This window comes from Achromobacter sp. UBA5777 (assembly GCF_002418565.1).
GTDB lineage: Bacteria > Pseudomonadota > Gammaproteobacteria > Burkholderiales > Burkholderiaceae_B > Achromobacter > Achromobacter animicus.
In genome coordinates this window covers 1-17,404 of sequence record NZ_DIEJ01000249.1, presented here as the reverse complement: position 1 = coordinate 17,404, position 17,404 = coordinate 1, and the positions used below count along the sequence as shown (strand labels likewise).

The 17,404-nt window shown below is 66.7% G+C and carries 16 protein-coding genes; 14 read left to right on the top strand and 2 right to left on the bottom strand.

What is annotated here, in order from left to right; all coding sequences use genetic code 11:
* From B3446_RS21385 to B3446_RS21365, 5 genes are all read left to right on the top strand, one after another.
* The coding region (locus B3446_RS21385; protein WP_291384780.1) for a TonB-dependent siderophore receptor at positions 1 to 2,400 on the top strand (2,400 nt) is incomplete at its 5' end.
* Positions 2,401 to 2,707: 307 nt separating this feature from the next.
* A complete protein-coding gene (cheD, locus tag B3446_RS21380) occupies positions 2,708 to 3,589 on the top strand; it encodes a chemoreceptor glutamine deamidase CheD (protein WP_291384778.1) in 882 nt (293 codons plus the stop codon).
* 43 nt (positions 3,590 to 3,632) lie between these two features.
* Positions 3,633 to 4,163, top strand: coding sequence for an RNA 2',3'-cyclic phosphodiesterase (gene thpR, locus B3446_RS21375; RefSeq protein WP_291384776.1), 531 nt, complete (start codon positions 3,633 to 3,635; stop codon positions 4,161 to 4,163).
* Between the two features lie 36 nt (positions 4,164 to 4,199).
* Positions 4,200 to 4,760 carry a 5'-3'-deoxyribonucleotidase gene (locus tag B3446_RS21370; protein WP_175122194.1) on the top strand — a complete coding sequence of 187 codons (561 nt, stop codon included), beginning with the start codon at positions 4,200 to 4,202 and terminating at the stop codon, positions 4,758 to 4,760.
* 81 nt (positions 4,761 to 4,841) lie between these two features.
* Positions 4,842 to 6,179: an NAD(P)H-dependent oxidoreductase gene (locus tag B3446_RS21365; RefSeq protein WP_056559741.1), complete on the top strand. Its 1,338-nt coding sequence runs from the start codon at positions 4,842 to 4,844 to the stop codon at positions 6,177 to 6,179.
* Positions 6,180 to 6,218: 39 nt separating this feature from the next.
* On the opposite strand, the gene B3446_RS21360 is transcribed toward B3446_RS21365, so the two are convergent.
* On the bottom strand, positions 6,219 to 6,965 hold the full coding sequence (locus B3446_RS21360; RefSeq protein ID WP_291384774.1) for a FadR/GntR family transcriptional regulator: 747 nt from the start codon (positions 6,963 to 6,965) through the stop codon (positions 6,219 to 6,221).
* 149 nt (positions 6,966 to 7,114) lie between these two features.
* Positions 7,115 to 7,852, bottom strand: a complete 738-nt coding sequence (locus B3446_RS21355) for an SDR family NAD(P)-dependent oxidoreductase (RefSeq protein ID WP_175184860.1) — start codon at positions 7,850 to 7,852, stop codon at positions 7,115 to 7,117.
* A gap of 489 nt (positions 7,853 to 8,341) precedes the next feature.
* Between B3446_RS21355 and B3446_RS21350 the strand changes: the two genes are divergently transcribed.
* The 9 genes from B3446_RS21350 to B3446_RS21310 form a co-directional block, all read left to right on the top strand.
* The gene (locus B3446_RS21350; RefSeq protein ID WP_291384771.1) at positions 8,342 to 9,577 is read left to right on the top strand and encodes a branched-chain amino acid ABC transporter substrate-binding protein; all 1,236 of its coding nucleotides are present in this window, start codon (positions 8,342 to 8,344) and stop codon (positions 9,575 to 9,577) included.
* Between the two features lie 146 nt (positions 9,578 to 9,723).
* Positions 9,724 to 10,665, top strand: a complete 942-nt coding sequence (locus B3446_RS21345) for a branched-chain amino acid ABC transporter permease (protein WP_291384769.1) — start codon at positions 9,724 to 9,726, stop codon at positions 10,663 to 10,665.
* Positions 10,662 to 11,942 carry a branched-chain amino acid ABC transporter permease gene (locus B3446_RS21340; RefSeq protein ID WP_291384767.1) on the top strand — a complete coding sequence of 427 codons (1,281 nt, stop codon included), beginning with the start codon at positions 10,662 to 10,664 and terminating at the stop codon, positions 11,940 to 11,942. The genes B3446_RS21345 and B3446_RS21340 overlap by 4 nt, the downstream gene beginning before the upstream one ends.
* Complete coding sequence (locus B3446_RS21335; protein WP_291384765.1) at positions 11,939 to 12,691, top strand: ABC transporter ATP-binding protein; 753 nt, start codon at positions 11,939 to 11,941, stop codon at positions 12,689 to 12,691. The genes B3446_RS21340 and B3446_RS21335 overlap by 4 nt, the downstream gene beginning before the upstream one ends.
* Positions 12,688 to 13,407: an ABC transporter ATP-binding protein gene (locus B3446_RS21330; RefSeq protein ID WP_056559753.1), complete on the top strand. Its 720-nt coding sequence runs from the start codon at positions 12,688 to 12,690 to the stop codon at positions 13,405 to 13,407. Before B3446_RS21335 ends, B3446_RS21330 begins: the two co-directional genes overlap by 4 nt.
* A 35-nt stretch (positions 13,408 to 13,442) precedes the next feature.
* Positions 13,443 to 14,237, top strand: a complete 795-nt coding sequence (locus B3446_RS21325) for an SDR family NAD(P)-dependent oxidoreductase (protein WP_175139543.1) — start codon at positions 13,443 to 13,445, stop codon at positions 14,235 to 14,237.
* Between the two features lie 40 nt (positions 14,238 to 14,277).
* Positions 14,278 to 16,461: an alpha-ketoacid dehydrogenase subunit alpha/beta gene (locus B3446_RS21320; protein WP_291384762.1), complete on the top strand. Its 2,184-nt coding sequence runs from the start codon at positions 14,278 to 14,280 to the stop codon at positions 16,459 to 16,461.
* Positions 16,458 to 16,946 (top strand): VOC family protein, encoded by a 489-nt coding sequence (locus tag B3446_RS21315; RefSeq protein WP_291384761.1) that lies wholly within the window; start codon positions 16,458 to 16,460, stop codon positions 16,944 to 16,946. Before B3446_RS21320 ends, B3446_RS21315 begins: the two co-directional genes overlap by 4 nt.
* Positions 16,947 to 16,956: 10 nt before the next feature.
* Positions 16,957 to 17,404 (top strand): biotin/lipoyl-containing protein (locus B3446_RS21310; protein WP_291384759.1); only part of this gene is annotated, 448 nt, incomplete at its 3' end.

Genomic DNA, 17,404 nt, shown 5'->3' with positions numbered 1-17,404 from the left:
CCGGCGGCCAATGCCGCGGCAGCCGACTTCAATATCGCCGCCGGCCCGCTCGCGCCCGCCTTGCGGCAGTTGGCCAGCACGGCCGGCATCATGCTGACCTTCACCGCCGAACAAACCGACGGCAAGCACACCGCCGGCGTGCAGGGCCGCCAGCCCGCCGCCAGCGCCCTGGCGCGACTGCTCGCCGGCACCGGTCTTCGGGCCGTGCGATTGGACACAGACGCGTTCGTGCTGCGTGTCGACGACACGCATGCATCCGCCGCGTCCGGCGCCACCACGCTGCCCCTGGTTACCGTGACCGCCAGCGCTGCCACCGACGGCACGACCGAGGGCACGGAGTCGTACACCACCGGCAGCATGAGCACGGCCACCCGGCTCAACCTGTCGATGCGGGAAACGCCGCAGTCGGTCACCGTCGTCACCCGCCAACGCATTCAGGACCAGAACCTGGCGACGGTCAACGACGTGGTGCAGACCGCCACCGGCCTGACCTTCCGGCGCTTCGGACCGGAGCGCGCGTCCTTCTATTCGCGCGGCATGTACGTCGACAACATCATGTACGACGGCTTGCCCGTGGGCCTGGACAGCTCCAACCTGTCGCAGGATCTGCTGGCGACCGACATGGCCATCTACGACCGCGTGGAGATCGTGCGTGGCGCCACCGGATTGGTGCAGGGCGCGGGCAATCCGTCGGCGGCCATCAATCTGGTGCGCAAGCGCCCGACCGCCGAGCCCCAGGTGTCCATCGGCGTGAATGCCGGCAGTTGGGACCGCTACCGGGCGGAGCTGGACGCCTCGGGTCCGCTGTCGGAGGACGGCAGCCTGCGCGGCCGCGCGGTCGTCGCCACGCAGGACTACGGCAGCTACAAACGCGGCGAAAGCAGCGACGGTCAGACGTTCTACGGAATCCTCGAAAAGGATCTGGGCGCCTCCACCACGCTAACGCTGAGCGCCCTGCACCAGGAGAACCGGCTGCACGGCAACGGCTTCACCGGTCTGCCGGTGGGTCGCGACGGCAGCGATCTGGGATTGCCGAGATCCACGTCCTACGCCAATGACTGGGAGCATTGGAACAAGACCACCAACTCCGCCTTCGCGGGGCTCGACCACCGGTTCGGCAACGGCTGGCGCATGCACCTGTCGGCGTACTACGCGCAGGCCGACGTCGACATGCAGGGGCACTACCTCAGCTACAGCGTCGCCACCGGCCGGTACAGCCAGTTGGGCGCGCGCAACGCCCACAAGGAAAAGCAGAGCAGCGTGGACCTGTACGCCAACGGCCCCTTCGATCTGCTGGGCCGCACGCACGAGCTGGTGCTGGGCGCCAGCTATCGCGACGTCGATTTCGACGGCAACAGCCGCCAGGGGCTGGTTCTGAACAGCAACCTGGACCTGTACAACTTCGACCCGAGCGCCGTCCCCGATCCCCACATTCCGCTGCGGGACTGGATGGACGCCAAGATCAAACAGCAAAGCGTGTACGCCACGACGCGCCTGAGCCTGACCGACCGGCTCAAGCTCATCCTGGGCGGCCGGCTGGACTGGTTCGACTACAACGACACCGTCAACACCTATCCGAACTACCTGTCCAATACGCCGTCCGTCAGTGCGAACAATCGCTACCGCATCAACAGCCAACTGACCAAGTACGCCGGCGTGGTCTACGACCTGAATGACCAGCATTCGGTCTACGCCAGCTACACCGACATCTTCAAACCCCAGAACTACCTGGACGCCAGCAACAATCTGCTGGATCCGGTGATCGGCCAGAACTACGAAATCGGGATCAAGGGCGAGTACTTCGGCGGTGCGCTGAATGCCTCGGCCGCGCTGTTCCGCATGGACCAGAAGAACCGTGCCTTCCGCAGCGCCGACCAGAGCCAGTGCGCCGGCTACCCGACGGTCAGCTGCTATTCGGCCGCCGGCGAAGTGCGCAGCCAGGGCGTGGAATTTGAGCTGCAGGGCGCCATCACGCCCAACTGGCAGGTCAGCGCGGGCTACACGGTGGCCATCGCCCGCTACCGCAAGGATGCGAATCCCGCCAATGTAGGCGCGCTCTTTGACACGGACACGCCGCGGCACCTGTTCAAGCTGTCGACCATGTACCGGCTGCCCGGCGTCATGCAGGGCTGGCGCGTCGGCGGATCGATCTACCGTCAGGATTCGATCTACAACGAGGGCACCACGAGCGGTGTGCCCTTCCGGATCACCCAGGGCGCTTACACCGTCACCGACCTGGTGGTGGGCTGGCAGGCAACCCCGAAGCTGGACTTGCAGTTGAACATCAACAACGTCTTCGATAAACGGTACTACAACGCCCTGTCGGGCAGTGTCGGCTTTCCCAGCAACGTCTATGGCGACCCGCGCAACTTGATGCTGACCGCGCGCTACCAGCTCTGAGGTCCGGGTCGGGCGAAATCCGGCCTTTAAACCTCCTTTTGAACCCCCTTCATCCCCGTGATCCGGGGAAAGACCCCGAACTTGCCTGTGTAGGATGGTTGCCTGCCATCCGCACAGGCTTTTTGCATGCGGGCGTCAGGAGGAGTTCCAATAAACGACGCTTTCGTCGTACTTACACAGTTTTCTCCCATTGACTGCCGGGATATGTAAGAATAAAGCGACATTTTTTTACATGTTTTGTCACAATTGCCGCTTCTTCCTGCATTTCTAGTGTCTCAATCGCCGTTTTTGCCCAGATATCAGTCCAATGGCCGCTCTTGAAGCTCGCGCGACGCGTCACTACTACGACAGCGCGTTCCAATCTCAGGCAGTGAAAGTGCTCCCGAACGAGTACTACGTCACCAACGAGAACATGATGATCTCGACCGTGCTGGGATCCTGCGTGGCGGCTTGCATCCACGACCCGGTCACGGGCGTGGGCGGCATGAACCACTTCATGTTGCCCGAAGGCGACATGCAGTCGCCCGCGTCGGCCACCATGCGCTACGGCGCCTTTGCGATGGAAGTGCTGATCAACGAACTGCTCAAGGCGGGCGCTTCGCGCGACCGCCTGGAAGCCAAGGTGTTCGGCGGCGGCGCGGTGCTGGCGGCCATGCAGCAGATGAACATCGGCGAGCGCAACGGCGAGTTCGTCCTGAACTACCTCAAGACCGAAGGCATCCCCGTCAAGGCGCAGGATCTGGGCGACGTGCACGCGCGCCGCATCAACTACTTCCCGCGCGACGGCCGGGTGATGGTGCGCAAGATGGCGCCGCACCACCAGCGCGCCGAAGAGATCATCGCCAAGCGTGAGCAAGAAGCGGCGCAAAGCGCGGCCGCCAAGACCGCCTCGCCGCAACGGGTCGAGCGCTTTGCACGGCCTGGCGTCGAGCGGTTTGATCGTCCGGGCGTAGAACGTCTGGATCGCCCCGGCGTCGAGCGGCTGAACCGCCCGGGCGTCGAACGATTCGACCGCCCCGCCGCGCGCCCCGGCGTGGAACGCTTCGACCGCCCGGCTCGCCCGGGCGTCGAGCGCTTTGACCGGCCGGCCACGGCGGATGCCGCTTCCGCGCAGAACGCCCGTCCCAGCACCGCTCGCCCCGGCGTCGAACGCTTTGACACTGGCGTGACCCGGCGCACCAAGCCCTAGACAGTCGGCACCACCCAGCGCGGGCGCGACCTACAATCAGCGGATGTCCACCATCCGCCTCTTCTACGCGCTGTGGCCGTCCCCCCCGCTGGCGGCGTCGCTGGCCGGCTGGGCGGAAGCCGTGAAGCTGGTCACGGGCGGACGCGCCATGCGTACCGAGACGCTGCATCTGACGCTCGCCTTCCTCGGACCCGTCGACAGCGCCCTGGCCGACGAGCTGGCGGCCGCCACGCCCGATCACCGCCTGGCAGCGGGCGACGTGCGGCTGGACCGCTATGGGGTCTTCCACCGCCAGCGCATTCTCTGGGCGGGTCCCTCCGAGACGCCCCCCACCTTACAGCAGGCCCACGACGATCTCTGGCTGTGGCTCTCCGGCTATGGACTGACCCCGCCGACCCAGCCGTTCCGCCCGCACGTCACATTGCTGCGCAACATCACGCACGCCGAGCCGCCCGGCGAGGCGCCCGCGCCGCTGGACTGGCATTACGACCGCATGGTGCTGGTCGCGTCCGAGTCGCTGACGGGCGGCAGCCGTTACCGCATCGTCGCGCAATCCCGGCCGTTGGGCGGCTAGGGCACAATCCTACGGTTGCCAACGTTTGGGACCCCCATGATCATCCTGCTGGATCAAGACGGCGTGCTGGCCGATTTCGAACACGCCTTCATCGACGCCTGGCGCGAGCGCCACCCCGACATCGCGCCCATCGCGTTCGAGGACCGCAAGTCGTTCTACATCCGCGAGGATTACGGCCCAGAACTACGCGGAATGGCCGAGGCGATCTACACCGCGCCGGGCTTCATCCGCAATCTGCCGCCCGTGCCCGGTGCGCTGGACGCCGTCAAGGAACTGCTGGCGCTCGGCATGGATGTGCGGATCTGCTCGTCGCCGCTGTCGCAGTTTGAAAACTGCGTCGCCGAAAAATACCTGTGGGTGGAAAAGAATCTGGGCCGCGAGGCCACCAACCGGCTGATCCTGACCAAGGACAAGACGCTGGTGCAGGGCCATCTGCTCATCGACGACAAGCCGCATATCGAAGGCGCCGTGCGGCCACGCTGGAAGCACATCCTGTTTGACGCGCCCTACAACCGCGAGGTGACGGACCGCCCGCGCATCACCTGGCAGAACTGGCGCAACGTGCTGGCCGGCGAGCTCTATACGGCAGATGCCTGAGTCCTGCTGAGTCCTGTTCAGGCGTCATCGTTTGGGACTATCCTGTGGAGTCGTACGCCCCACCCAGGAGGAGCCCGCGCCATGAATCTGTACCGTCTGCTCAAGCAGCGAGAAGCCGACCACAAGCCGCTGCGAGTCGCATTGTTGGGCGCCGGAAAGTTCGGCGCCATGTTCATGAGTCAGGCCCCGCGCACGCCGGGCATGCGCCTGGTCGCGGTGGCGGATCTCGTGCCCGACCGGGCGCGCGCCGCGCTGACCCGCGTCGGCTGGCCCGCAGGCGCGCTCAACGCCAGCAGCATCAATGACGCGTACAAGAACGGCAAGGTCTATTTCTGCGACGACGCGCGCACCGTCATCGCCAGTCCCGACGTGGACATCGTCATCGACGCCACCGGCCAGGCCGCGGCCGGCATCACGCATGTGCTGACCTGCTGCGAGTACGGCAAACACATCATCATGGTCAACGTCGAAGCCGACGCGCTGGCCGGCCCGCTGCTGGCGCGCCGCGCGCGCGAGGCGGGCATCGTCTATTCGCTGGCTTATGGCGACCAGCCCGCGCTGATCTGCGAAATGGTGGACTGGGCCCGCGCCAGCGGCTTTGAAGTCATGGCCGCCGGCAAGGGCACCAAGTACCTGCCCGAATTCCACACGTCCACGCCCGATACCGTCTGGCCCTATTACGGCTTCACGGCGGAGATGGTAGCGGCGGGCGACTTCAATGCGCAGATGTTCAACAGCTTTCTGGATGGCACCAAGAGCGCCATCGAGATGGCGGCCGTCTCCAATGCCACGGGCCTGCTGCCCTCGCCGTCCGGCCTGCACTTTCCGCCGTGCGGCGTGGACGATCTGGCGCGCGTGCTGCGTCCCCGCGAAGATGGCGGCATGCTGCACCATCGCGGCCAGGTCGAGGTGATTTCGTCGCTGGAACGCGACGGCCGGCCGGTGTTCCGCGACCTGCGCTGGGGCGTGTACGTCACGCTGGCGGCCGACAGCGACTACGTGCGCCGCTGCTTCCAGGAATATGGCCTGGTCACCGATCCGAGCGGCAATTTCACTGCCATGTACAAGCCGTACCACCTGATCGGGCTTGAGTTGGGCATCAGCGTGGCCAGCGTAGGCCTGCGGCGCGAGCCGACGGGTGCGCCGGCCGGCTGGCATGGTGACGTCGTGGCGACGGCCAAGCGCGACCTGCAGGCCGGCCAGATCCTGGACGGCGAAGGCGGCTACACGGTGTACGGGCGCCTGATGCCGGCCCCCGATTCGGTCGAGGAAGGCTATCTGCCGCTGGGGCTGTCGAACAAGGTCAAGCTGAAGAACCCCGTGCGGCAGTCGCAGGCGATCCGCTGGCGCGATGTGGAGTACGACGAACGCTCGACGGCGGTGCAGTTCCGGCGCGAGATGGAGCAGACGTTCGCATAAAGGACGGCGCGCCGCGCGGGCGCGCCAGACCGAGGCACGCTAGACCGGCGCCGGGCGCTCCGCCTGAAACAACCGCAGCCGGTCCGCCGCATTGCGTAAATGCTCTTCCGCGGCGCGGCCCGCGGCATCGGGGTCCCCGGCTTCGATAGCCGCGAAGATGGCCTGATGCTCGCTCTGCACCGCGGCCATGCGCTCGGCATACATGCGCGCCGTGTTGTTGCGTGCGCTGCGGATGACGCGCCGCACGTTCGCTTCCAGATAATCGTTCAGCGCCACCAGATGCGGGTTGTGCGTGGCCTGCACGATGGCCTGGTGGAATTGGTAGTCTTCCTCGTCGCCCAGCTTGTCGTTGATGAGCGCGTACTCCATGCCCACCAGCGCCTGCCGCATCTTCTTCAAGTCAGGATCGGTGCGCCGCTGCGCCGCATAGCGCGCTGCCGTGACCTCGATGGACAGCATGAGCTCCAGGATGTGTTCCAGGTCCTGGTTGTCGCCTGGCGTCGGCGCGGCGATGCGAAAGGCGTTCTTCTGGAAGTTCGGATCGACGAATACGCCACTGCCTTGCTGCGACGTGACCAAGCCTTCGGATTTGAGGCGAGCCAGGGCTTCGCGCACGACCGCGCGGCTGACCGAATGCATTTCGGTCAATTGCTTTTCAGTAGGCAGACGGTCGCCGGGGGCCAGCACGCCTTGGCGTATCTGGTCGGCCAGGGCATCCGCCACCGCCGCGGACAGCGAACTGCGAGGCGCGGCGCGCGTCGGATCGGATTCTTGACTGGGCTGCATGGGGATCTTCAAACGTGAGGGCGGCGCGCGGGTGCGGCAGCCATGTTTATAGGAATGTCTCGCGTGGGGGTCCTGACAGGCATCTTCGCGGCAGCGCCTTGGAAATTATAGATTTGCCGGTTTGTCCCGGCGCGCCGCGTTCCTGCACTTTAAGCGATATAGATCCCGCCATTGACCTGCATGACCTCGCCCGTCACAAATGACGCCAGCGGCGAGCACAGGAACGCGATGGTCCCCGCGATCTCTTCGGCCGTGCCGAACCGGCGCAGCGGCGTGCTTTCCAGCAACTGCGCGCCCTTTTGCCCGATCAGGTCATGGGTCATGGACGTGGCGATGATGCCGGGCGCCACCGCGTTCACGCGGATCTGGGGGGCCAGTTCCAATGCCAGGCTGCGGGTGAAGCTCTGCACCGCGCCCTTGGAGGCGGAATAGGCGGCGTGCGCATAGCTGCCGCGCTGCGCGGCCAGCGACGTCAACAGGACGATCGAACCGTCGTGGCGCAGATGGCGCTGGGCGGCGCGGCACACGTAGAACGTGCCGTCCAGATTGACGCGCATCAGCGTGCGCCAGGACTCGTCGCTGGTGTCCTTGACGAGCTGTTCCGGATAGATGCCCGCGCAGTGGACCAAGTGGTCCAGCCCACCGAAATGCTTGGCCGCCGCCTCGAACACCCGTTCGCAATCGTGCGACACCGACACGTCCAGCGCATGCGTGTAGACGCGCTGCCCGGTGGGGTCGAGCTCTGCCGCCACCTCCTCGAGCCGCGCGTTGTCGATGTCGGTCAGCACCAGCCGCGCGCCGTGCGCGGCCATGAGGCGCGCCGTCGCCAGCCCGATGCCGTTGCCCGCGCCAGTGATGGCGGCAACCTGCCCCTCAAACGAAATCATCCTGTCTCCTGAAGCTGTTTTTAGCGGTCCGCGGCGCTGTCGCGGCAACGGTGCGAATTCTGATTGAACTGCTGAATCCGTTGCTTGACACGAGAAAAACGCCTGGCCTATGATTTATCGGACAACTTGATAAAGTTGCCTGACAACTTGTGCGGAAAGCGTAAATCAACTGACGCTTTCAGGCAAGTCAGTCAGAAAAACACGGCGACACGCCGCATAACAGGCAGGGGACAACCAGGTGAACTTCACCGGCAGCATGACCGCATCCGCGCCCTCGGCACGTCCGACGGCGCACCTTCAGACGCCCCGGCGGCTTCGTGCCCTGTCCGGCTGGCGTTTCGGCCCGGCGCCTTGTGCGTTCGTGGTCCGCGCCATTCCCTCGTCTTCGCTCCCCATCGCCCTCACGCCCTTGCGGCATGCGGGCGATGCGGCGTGCGCGCCTGCCTGACCCACGCAATCACACACTCCCGTTCCACGGAGGAGACACGCATGAAATTGGCTTTCACCACCGGTCTGCTGTGCCTGGCCGGACTCGCCGCGACCGCCCACGCCGCGCCCGTCAAGATCGGCCTGATCGAAACGCTGTCGGGCCCGCAGGCCTCGACCGGCCTGATGTTCCGTGCCGCCGTCAAATACGAGCTGGATCGCATCAACGCCGCCGGCGGCTGGAACGGCCAGCCGCTGGAACTGGTGGAGTTCGACAACCAGGGCGGCCCGGTGGGCGCCTCGGACCGCTTCCGCGCCGCCGCCGCCGAGGGCGTGCAGGTGCTGGTGCAAGGGTCGTCGTCGGCGATCTCGGGCCAGCTGACGGAAGACGTGCGCAAGCACAACCTGCGCAACCCCGGCAAGGAAATCGTCTTCCTGAACGTGGGCGGCGAGGCGCTTGAGCTGACCGGCCAGAAGTGCCACTTCTACCACTTCCGCTTCACCACCAACGCCGACCTGCGCGTGAAGGCGCTGGCGTCGGTGATGTCGGCCGACGGCACGCTGGGCAAGCGCGTGTACGCCATCAACCAGAACTACTCGTGGGGCCAGGACATGGAAGGCGCGACCGAGCGCTTTGCCAAGGAATACGGTTACGAGGTGGTGGGCAAGACGCTGCACGAGGTCAACAAGATCCAGGACTTCGCACCGTACGTGGCGCGCATCCGTTCGGCCACGCCGGACACGGTGATCACCGGCAACTGGTCCAACGACCTGCTGCTGCTGATGAAGGCCACGCAGGCCGCCGGCCTGAAGGTGCGCTTTGCCACGGTGTTCCTGGACCAGGTGGGCAACCTGGCCAACGCCGGCGAAGTCGCGATGGGCCATTACATCGCCCATCCGTACAACATCGAGGCTGCGGGCGAGGAAGGCGCGAAGTTCGCCGAGGACTACAAGTCCAAAACCGGCCACTACCCCAGCTACACCGAGCCGCAGACCGTGATCGGCGTGCGCTTCCTGGGCGAAGCCTTGAAGCAGGTCAAGCCCAAGGACGACAAGCTGTCGGTGCCCGAGCTGGCCGTGGCGCTGGAGCAGGTCACCTACAAGTCGGCGCTGGGCGACTACACGATGCGCGCCGAAGACCATCAGGTGCAACTGCCGATGGTCGTGTCCAAGGTGGGCAAGAACGCCAAGTACAAGGCGGACGGCACCGACATGGGTTTTGAACCGGTCAAGGTGCTGGCCGCGGCCGACGTGTCCGCGCCGGTGCAGGCGACCTGCAAGATGCAACGTCCGAAGTGATGCCCGCGCGGCGGCCCGTGCGCTGAAACGCGAACGGGCCGCCGCCGGCACATGACAAGCGCACACCCGGCGCGGGCCGGGCAAAAACAACGTGCGCAATCGCTCGCGGGACGCCCGGCGTCCCGCGCAAGAATCCTGGAGCGGACATGGAATACTTTACCGTCTCGCTGTTGAACGGCGTGATCTACGGCCTACTGCTATTCATGGTGTCGGCAGGCCTGACACTGATTTTCGGAATGATGGGCGTGCTGAACTTTGCGCACGCCTCGTTCTACATGATTGGCGCGTACGCCGCCTACACGCTGACGCCCGTCACGGGCTTCTGGGCGGCCCTCGTGCTGGCCACGGTCATCTCGGGCATGCTGGGCATGGGCGTCGAACGCTTTTTCCTGCGCCGCGTGCACAAGTTCGGTCACGCGCAGGAGCTGCTGGTGACCTTCGGGCTGGCGTTCATCGTCGCCGAGCTGGTCAAGCTTTTCTACGGCGACTTCCCCGTCGACTACCGCGTGCCGCAGTTTCTGAACTTCGCGGCGTTCCGCGTGTTCGACGCGGATTATCCGTTCTACCGCCTGCTGATGGGCGGTGTGTCGATCGCGATGTTCGCGGTGATCTACCTGCTGCTGTCGCGCACCCGCGTGGGCATCGTCGTGCGCTCGGCCATCTACCGTCCGCGCATGGCCGAAGCGCTGGGACACAACGTGCCGCTCGTCTTCATGAGCGTGTTTGGCGTGGGCGCTGCGATGGCGGGCCTGGCCGGCGCGGTGGCGGGCGCGTTCTACACCACCAACCCGAACATGGCGCTGGAACTGGGCGTGCTGGTGTTCGTGGTGGTCGTGGTCGGCGGACTGGGTTCGCTGGAGGGCGCAATGATCGCCTCGCTCTTGATCGGCCTGATCAGCTCGTTCTCGGTCGGCATCGACGCCAGCCTTGCCACGCTGTTCGGCCTGTTCGGCGCGCGTGACTGGGCCGAGAGCGTGGGCGGCCTGATGACCGTGAAGATATCCAGCTTGGCCGCGACGCTGCCGTTTCTGTTGATGCTGGTGGTGCTGCTGATCAAGCCGTCGGGCCTGAAGGGAGAGCAGGCATGAGCCATTCCGCAACCTCCACCGGCCGCGCCACGGGCGCGCTGCTGTTGATTCTGTGTGTGGCCGCCCTGTGCGCGCTGCCGTGGCTGCTGCCTGCCGGCCAGCTCGTGGCGGCCGTGCAGATGCTGATTGCCGCACTGTTTGCCTGCGCCTTCAATTTGCTGGCCGGCCAGGGCGGCATGCTGTCCTTCGGCCATGCCGCGTACTTTGGCGTCGGGACGTTTGCCACCATCCATGCGATGAATGCGCTGGGCGGCGCGGGCCTGCTGCCCACACCCTTGATGCCGCTCATCGGCGGCGTGGCCGGACTGCTGTTCGGCGTGGTCGCCGGCTGGTTCGCCACCATGCGCTCGGGTGTGTACTTTTCGATGATCACGCTGGCGCTGGCCGAACTGCTGCACGCGCTGGCGCCGCACCTGAAGGGTGTCTTCGGCGGCGAGGCGGGCGTATCCGCCATGCGCATGCCGGCGTGGGGCTTTACCTTCGGCTCCGACATCGAGGTGTACTACCTGGTGCTGGCTTGGGTGGTGGTGTCGCTGGCCGCCCTGTACGGCCTGACGCGCACACCGCTCGGCCGGTTGACGCTGGGCCTGCGCGAGAACGCCAACCGCCTGCGCTACCTGGGCTATCGCCCGCACGCGCTCAAGACGATGGTGTTCGCGCTGTCGGCGATGTTTGCCGGCATTGCGGGCGGCCTGCAGGCGCTGAACATCGAGGCCGGCAACTACGTGCTGTTCGAGGTCAAGCTGTCCACCGACGCGGTGCTGTTCGCCTACATCGGCGGCGTCAATGCGTTCCTGGGTCCGGTGCTGGGCGCGTCGATCCTGACGTTCCTGTCGCAGACGCTGGCCGACATCACGCGGTCCTGGCTGCTGTATCAAGGCATCCTGTTCGTGCTGGTGATGCTGTTCGTGCCGGACGGCCTGGTCGGTCTGGTGCAGCGCGCAGCCAAGTCGCTGCGCGAACGCGGCCTGGCCAACTGGCTGCCTCGCGCCGCGGTGTCGGTGGCCGGCGGTCTGCTGCTGACCGGCGCCACCGTCTTCACCGTGGAACTCTTGCAACGCATGTTCGCGCGCGACTACCGCGCGCTCCTCGCCATGAACCCCGAGGCCGGCTGGCCCGCGATCCCGCTGTTCGGCCAGGAGTGGGCGCCGCTTGCCGTGTCCACCTGGCTGGTGCCGGTGGCGTTGTTTGCCGTTGGACTTGCCGCCTGCCGCTGGGCGCTGACCCTGTGGCGCGACGCCGGCGAAGCCGCCCCTCTGCTGGAGCCCGCCAAATGAGCCACGAGATCCTGACCCTGACCGACGTGCGCAAATCCTTTGGTGAAGCGCAGATCATCCGCGGCGTGAACCTGGCGATCGAAGCCGGCGAACGCCACGCCGTCATCGGCCCCAACGGCGCGGGCAAGTCCACGCTGTTTCACCTGATGTCGGGCTCGTTCGCGCCCACGTCGGGCGACATCAGCCTGCGCTCGCGGTCCATCGGCGGCCTGGCGCCCGAGGCCATCAACCGCCTTGGCCTTGCGCGCTCGTTCCAGATCACCAACGTGTTCCCGCGCTTGTCGGTGCGCGAGAACCTGCGGCTGGCGGTGCTGCGCATGCACGGACTGGTCTACAACTTCTGGCGGCCGATTGCGCGCAACCGCGCCGTGAATGAAGACGTGGACCGTCTGCTGGAAAAGGTGCGGCTGACGGCCAAGCAGGACACGGCGGCCGGCGACCTGAACTACTCCGAGCAGCGCTCGCTGGAAATCGGCATGACGCTGGCGTCGCGCCCGAAGGTGATCCTGCTGGATGAACCCATGGCCGGCATGTCGCAGCAGGAGGTCGACTACACGGTCGAACTCATCAAGGACGTAACGCGCGACTGCACCCTGCTGATCGTCGAGCACGACATGCAGGTGGTGTTCTCGCTGGCCGACCGCATCAGCGTGCTGGTCTACGGCGAGATCCTGGCCACCGGCACGCCCGCCGCCATCCGCGGCGACGCCCGCGTGCGCGAGGCCTACCTGGGAGAGGAAACGGTATGACGACGCAATCCCCCCTCTTGTCGCTGCAGGGCGTGCATGCCCACTATGGCAAGAGCCACATCCTGCACGGCATCGACCTGTCGATCGGACGCGGCGAAGTGGTCAGCCTCTTGGGCCGAAACGGCGCGGGCCGCTCCACCACCATGAAAAGCATCATGGGCCTGGTCGACGTGACCGGCGGCCGCATCGCCATCGAAGGCCGCGACATCACCAACAAACGTCCCTTCGAGATTGCGCGCGCCGGCCTGGCCTTCGTGCCGGAGGAGCGCGAGGTGTTCGCCAACCTGACGGTGGACGAGAACCTGCGCATGGGCGAGCAGCCCCGGCGCGACGATGCGCCGTACTGGACCGTGGCGCAGATGTTCGACTACTTCCCGCGCCTGAAGGAACGCAGCAGCACGAAGGCCGGCAACCTGTCGGGTGGCGAGCAGCAGATGCTGACCATGTGCCGCTCGTTGCTGGGCAACCCCAAGGTCATCCTGATCGACGAGCCCACCGAAGGCCTGGCGCCCAAGATCGTCGAAGTGATCGCCGACGTCATCCGGGATATCCACAAGCAGGGCGTGTCGGTGGTGCTGGTGGAACAGAAGCTGACGATCGCGCTGAAGGTGTCCACGCGCGTGAGCGTGATGGGCCACGGCCGCATCGTGTTCGAAGGACCGCCCGCGCAGCTTCATGAGCGCCAGGACGTCGTCCAGGAATGGCTGGCGGTCTAGCCGGCCTACGTACTCATCCATTACAGGCACACATCGTGGACAACACCACTGAAGTCATCCATCCGGAGCTGCGCGGCCAGACGGTCGTCATCACCGGCGGCGCGAAGGGCATCGGCTACAGCACGGCGCAGGCGTTTGCGCGCCAGGGTGCGCGCGTCGCGCTGCTGGACATGGACGCCGCCGCGCTCGAGGCGGCTGTCGCAAGTCTGGCGGCAACAGGCACCGGCGCGCAGGCCATGGCCGTGCAGGCGTCCGTCACCGATGCCGACGCGGTCGAACGCGCCTTCGCGCAGGTTGCCGAGACCTGGGGCGGCATCGACGTGCTGGTCAACAACGCCGGCATCTCGGCCAACAAGCCCACGCTGGAAGTCACCGTGGACGAATGGCGGCGCGCCGTGGACATCAACCTGACCGGCGTCTTCCTGTGCGCGCAGGCCGCGGGCCGGCGCATGGTGCCCGCGGGCTCGGGCAGCATCATCAACCTGGCCTCCATGTACGGAGTGGTCGCCGCCCCCGACCGCGCGGCCTACTGCGCCACCAAGGGCGCGGTGGTGCTGCTGACCGAGACGCTGGCCGTCGAATGGGGCCCCGCAGGCGTGCGCGTCAATGCGCTGGCGCCGGGTTACGTCGAAACCGACCTGGTGCGCGACCTGGCGGCGCGTGGCCGGTTGGATCCCGAACGCCTCAAGCAACGCACGCCGCTACGCCGCATGGCGCAGCCGGCCGAAATGGCCGACCTGGCGGTTTTCCTGGCGTCGCGCCAGGCCGCCTACATCACCGGGCACACCCTGGTGGCCGACGGCGGCTGGAGCCGCTACAGCTACCTCTGATTGCCCCCGACGCTTACAAAAACACTCTGGAGATTCATTCATGGCCACCTACCAACCGCTTGAGCCCCAGGCGCCCTGGCGGCAACTGACGGCCGAGGCCTCGGACTGGCAGCAGGCTGACCCCGCGCTGCTCGGCACGATGCTGACCCAACTGCACTGGATCCGCGCTTTCGAGGAAGCCGTGCTGGAGCTGGCCGCCGAAGGCCTGGTGCACGGCCCCGCGCACTCGTCGGTGGGCCAGGAAGGCGGCGCCGTCGGTTCGGTGCTGGCCCTGGGCGCAGGCGACCAGATCAACGGCTCGCATCGCGGCCATCACCAGTTCCTGGCGAAGGCGCTGCAACACGTCGCGCCGCTTGGACTGGATCCGCGCAACCCGCTGACGCCCGCCATCGACGAAGTCCTGCACAAGACGCTGGCCGAGATCATGGGCCTGGCCAACGGCTATTGCCGCGGCCGCGGCGGCAGCATGCACTTGCGCTGGCTGGAAGCCGGCGCATTGGGGACCAACGCGATCGTTGGCGGCGGCGTTCCGCTGGCCGCCGGCGCGGGCTGGGCGCACAAGCATGCGGGCACGGACCGCGTAGCCGTCACGTACTTTGGCGACGGCGCGGTCAACATCGGGTCGGTCCTGGAAACGATGAACCTGACCGCCGCGTGGAAGACGCCGCTGTGCTTCTTCATCGAGAACAACCGCTACGCCGTGTCCACCACCGTGGAAGAGTCCACCGCCGAGCCGCGCCTGTCCGCGCGCGGGCTGGCCTTCAACATTCCGTCCTGGACAGTCGACGGCATGGATCCGCTGGCCGTGCACCTGGCCATGTCGGAAGCCGTTGCGCACATGCGTGCCGGCAACGGTCCGACCATTGTCGAGGTGGACGTCTACCGCTTCTTCCACCAGAACGGCCCCTTCCCCGGCAGCGCCTTCGGCTACCGCACCAAGGACGAAGAGGCGCAGTGGCGCCAGCGCGATCCGCTGGACCGCATCGCCTCGGAAATGATCGCTCGCAAGCTCGTCACGCAGGCCGAGGTGGATGCCCTGCGCCAACGCTGCAAGGACGTGATGAAGGACGTGTCCGGCCGCCTGACGGAAGCGGCGGATGGCGGCAAGCGCCGCGTTCGCGCCGACCTGTGGCCCAGCCCCGATTTCCGCGACGTTGGCCTGCGTAGCGACGGCGCTGAACTGGAAGGCCTGCGCTACCAGGAAGCCGCCGACCACACCGGCGCGAAGGTGACGCGCAAGTTCGTCGATGCGGTGGCCGACGTGCTGGACCGCCGCATGGAAACCGATCCCGGCGTCGTCGTGCTGGGCGAGGACGTGCACCGCCTGAAGGGCGGCACCAACGGCGCCACGCGCGGCTTGAAGGACAAGTACCCGGATCGCGTGCTTGGCACGCCGATCTCGGAAAACGCCTTTGCCGGACTGGGCGGCGGACTGGCGATGGACGGCCGCTACAAGCCCGTCGTGGAATTCATGTACCCGGACTTCATGTGGGTCGCGGCCGACCAGATCTTCAATCAGATCGGCAAGGCGCGCCACATGTTCGGCGGCGACATCGACGTGCCGTTCGTGCTGCGCACCAAGGTCGCGATGGGCACGGGCTACGGCTCGCAGCATTCGATGGACCCGGCCGGCATCTTCGCTACGGCGCCCGGCTGGCGCATCGTCGCCCCGTCCACACCGCACGACTACGTCGGCCTGATGAACACGGCGCTGGCGTCCAAGGATCCGGTGCTGGTCATCGAGCACGTGGATCTGTATGCGTCGTCGGGCGACGTGCCCGATGGCGATCTGGATTACGCCATTCCCTTCGGCCGCGCACAAGTGCGCCGCGAAGGCGGCAAGGTCACCATCCTGACGTACCTGTCCATGGTCAGCCGCGCGCTGGCGGCGGCCGAACAGGCCGGCGTGGACGCCGAAGTCATCGACCTGCGCACGCTGGACCGCGCCAGCCTGGACTGGGACACCATCGGCGCCAGCATCCAGAAGACCAACAACGTCCTGATCGTCGAGCAAGGCGCGCGCGGCACGTCCTACGGCGCCATGCTGGCCGACGAGATCCAGCGCCGCTACTTCGACTGGCTGGACCAGCCGGTCAAGCGCGTCACCGGCGGCGAGGCCTCGCCCAGCATCTCGAAGGTGCTGGAACGCGCGGCGTTCGCCGACACCGACGAGGTGATGGCGGGCCTGGCCGATGTGCTGGCCGATCTGGGAGAACAGTCATGAGCGCCCTGCACATGACCGTGCCGATGGAGGTCAGCATTTGCTGCACGGACCTGGATGCGCTGGCCGCGTTCTACACCGGCGTCATGGGCTTGAAGCTGGTGAACCGCGTCACGGTGCCCGCCGACAAGGCGCGGGCAACGGGCCTCACGGCGCACGGCTACGACGTCGCGCGCTTGCAGACGCCGTACGGCGAGCGCATCAAGCTGCTGCAACCGGCCGTCGCGCCTGAACCCGCCGTGCGCGGCGCGGCGATCCTGGACCGCCAGGGCGCCGCCTACCTCACCTTCATCGTGCGCGACCTGCGCGGCGTGGTGCGTGATCTGGAATCGAAGGGCGTCGTCTTCGACAGCGCGCCCGCGCCCATGGAAGTGCGGCCAGGCACGTGGCTCGCCTTCTTCCGCGACCCCGAAGGCAATGTGCTCGAACTCGTCGAATACGACGACCCCGCCGCGTACCGGCCCGACCTGGCCGGCGCCGCTGAATAGGAAGAACATCGTGGCAACCCTCATCAAGCTCCCATCCGTAGCCGCCGACGCCTCCGGCGGCATCCTGCATCAGTGGCTCAAACAGGAAGGCGATCGCGTCGCAGTGGGCGACGCGCTGGCGGAAGTCGAAACCGAAAAGGCCATCGTCGAGATCAACGCCGAACAGACCGGCGTGCTGGGCCGCATCGTGATCCAGGCCGGGCCGGCGTCGGTGCCGATCAACACCGTGATCGGCGTGCTGATCGCGGACGGCGAGGACGCTGCGGCGATTGATCGTGCGCTGGCTGAGCAGGGTGGCGCGGCAGCGGCGGAATCGGCTGCGGGAGCGTCGGCTGGGGCGGCAACGGCTGCCTCGACGGCGGGCGGAACGTCTGCTGGTGCGGCGTCGGCCGGGGGGACACCGAACGCCGGCGCGCCGACAGGGCAAGCGGCCACGACCAGCAACGTCGCAACCGGCG

What these genes read in the sequence shown, in the direction of transcription:
- B3446_RS21330 (WP_056559753.1), top strand. Translation starts at nt 12,688, where the DNA reads ATGACGACGCAATCCCCCCTCTTGTCGCTGCAGGGCGTGCATGCCCAC.
- thpR (WP_291384776.1), top strand. Translation starts at nt 3,633, where the DNA reads ATGTCCACCATCCGCCTCTTCTACGCGCTGTGGCCGTCCCCCCCGCTG.
- B3446_RS21350 (WP_291384771.1), top strand. Translation starts at nt 8,342, where the DNA reads ATGAAATTGGCTTTCACCACCGGTCTGCTGTGCCTGGCCGGACTCGCC.
- B3446_RS21360 (WP_291384774.1), bottom strand. Translation starts at nt 6,965, where the DNA reads ATGCAGCCCAGTCAAGAATCCGATCCGACGCGCGCCGCGCCTCGCAGT.
- B3446_RS21345 (WP_291384769.1), top strand. Translation starts at nt 9,724, where the DNA reads ATGGAATACTTTACCGTCTCGCTGTTGAACGGCGTGATCTACGGCCTA.
- B3446_RS21365 (WP_056559741.1), top strand. Translation starts at nt 4,842, where the DNA reads ATGAATCTGTACCGTCTGCTCAAGCAGCGAGAAGCCGACCACAAGCCG.
- B3446_RS21340 (WP_291384767.1), top strand. Translation starts at nt 10,662, where the DNA reads ATGAGCCATTCCGCAACCTCCACCGGCCGCGCCACGGGCGCGCTGCTG.
- cheD (WP_291384778.1), top strand. Translation starts at nt 2,708, where the DNA reads ATGGCCGCTCTTGAAGCTCGCGCGACGCGTCACTACTACGACAGCGCG.
- B3446_RS21315 (WP_291384761.1), top strand. Translation starts at nt 16,458, where the DNA reads ATGAGCGCCCTGCACATGACCGTGCCGATGGAGGTCAGCATTTGCTGC.
- B3446_RS21320 (WP_291384762.1), top strand. Translation starts at nt 14,278, where the DNA reads ATGGCCACCTACCAACCGCTTGAGCCCCAGGCGCCCTGGCGGCAACTG.
- B3446_RS21370 (WP_175122194.1), top strand. Translation starts at nt 4,200, where the DNA reads ATGATCATCCTGCTGGATCAAGACGGCGTGCTGGCCGATTTCGAACAC.
- B3446_RS21335 (WP_291384765.1), top strand. Translation starts at nt 11,939, where the DNA reads ATGAGCCACGAGATCCTGACCCTGACCGACGTGCGCAAATCCTTTGGT.
- B3446_RS21355 (WP_175184860.1), bottom strand. Translation starts at nt 7,852, where the DNA reads ATGATTTCGTTTGAGGGGCAGGTTGCCGCCATCACTGGCGCGGGCAAC.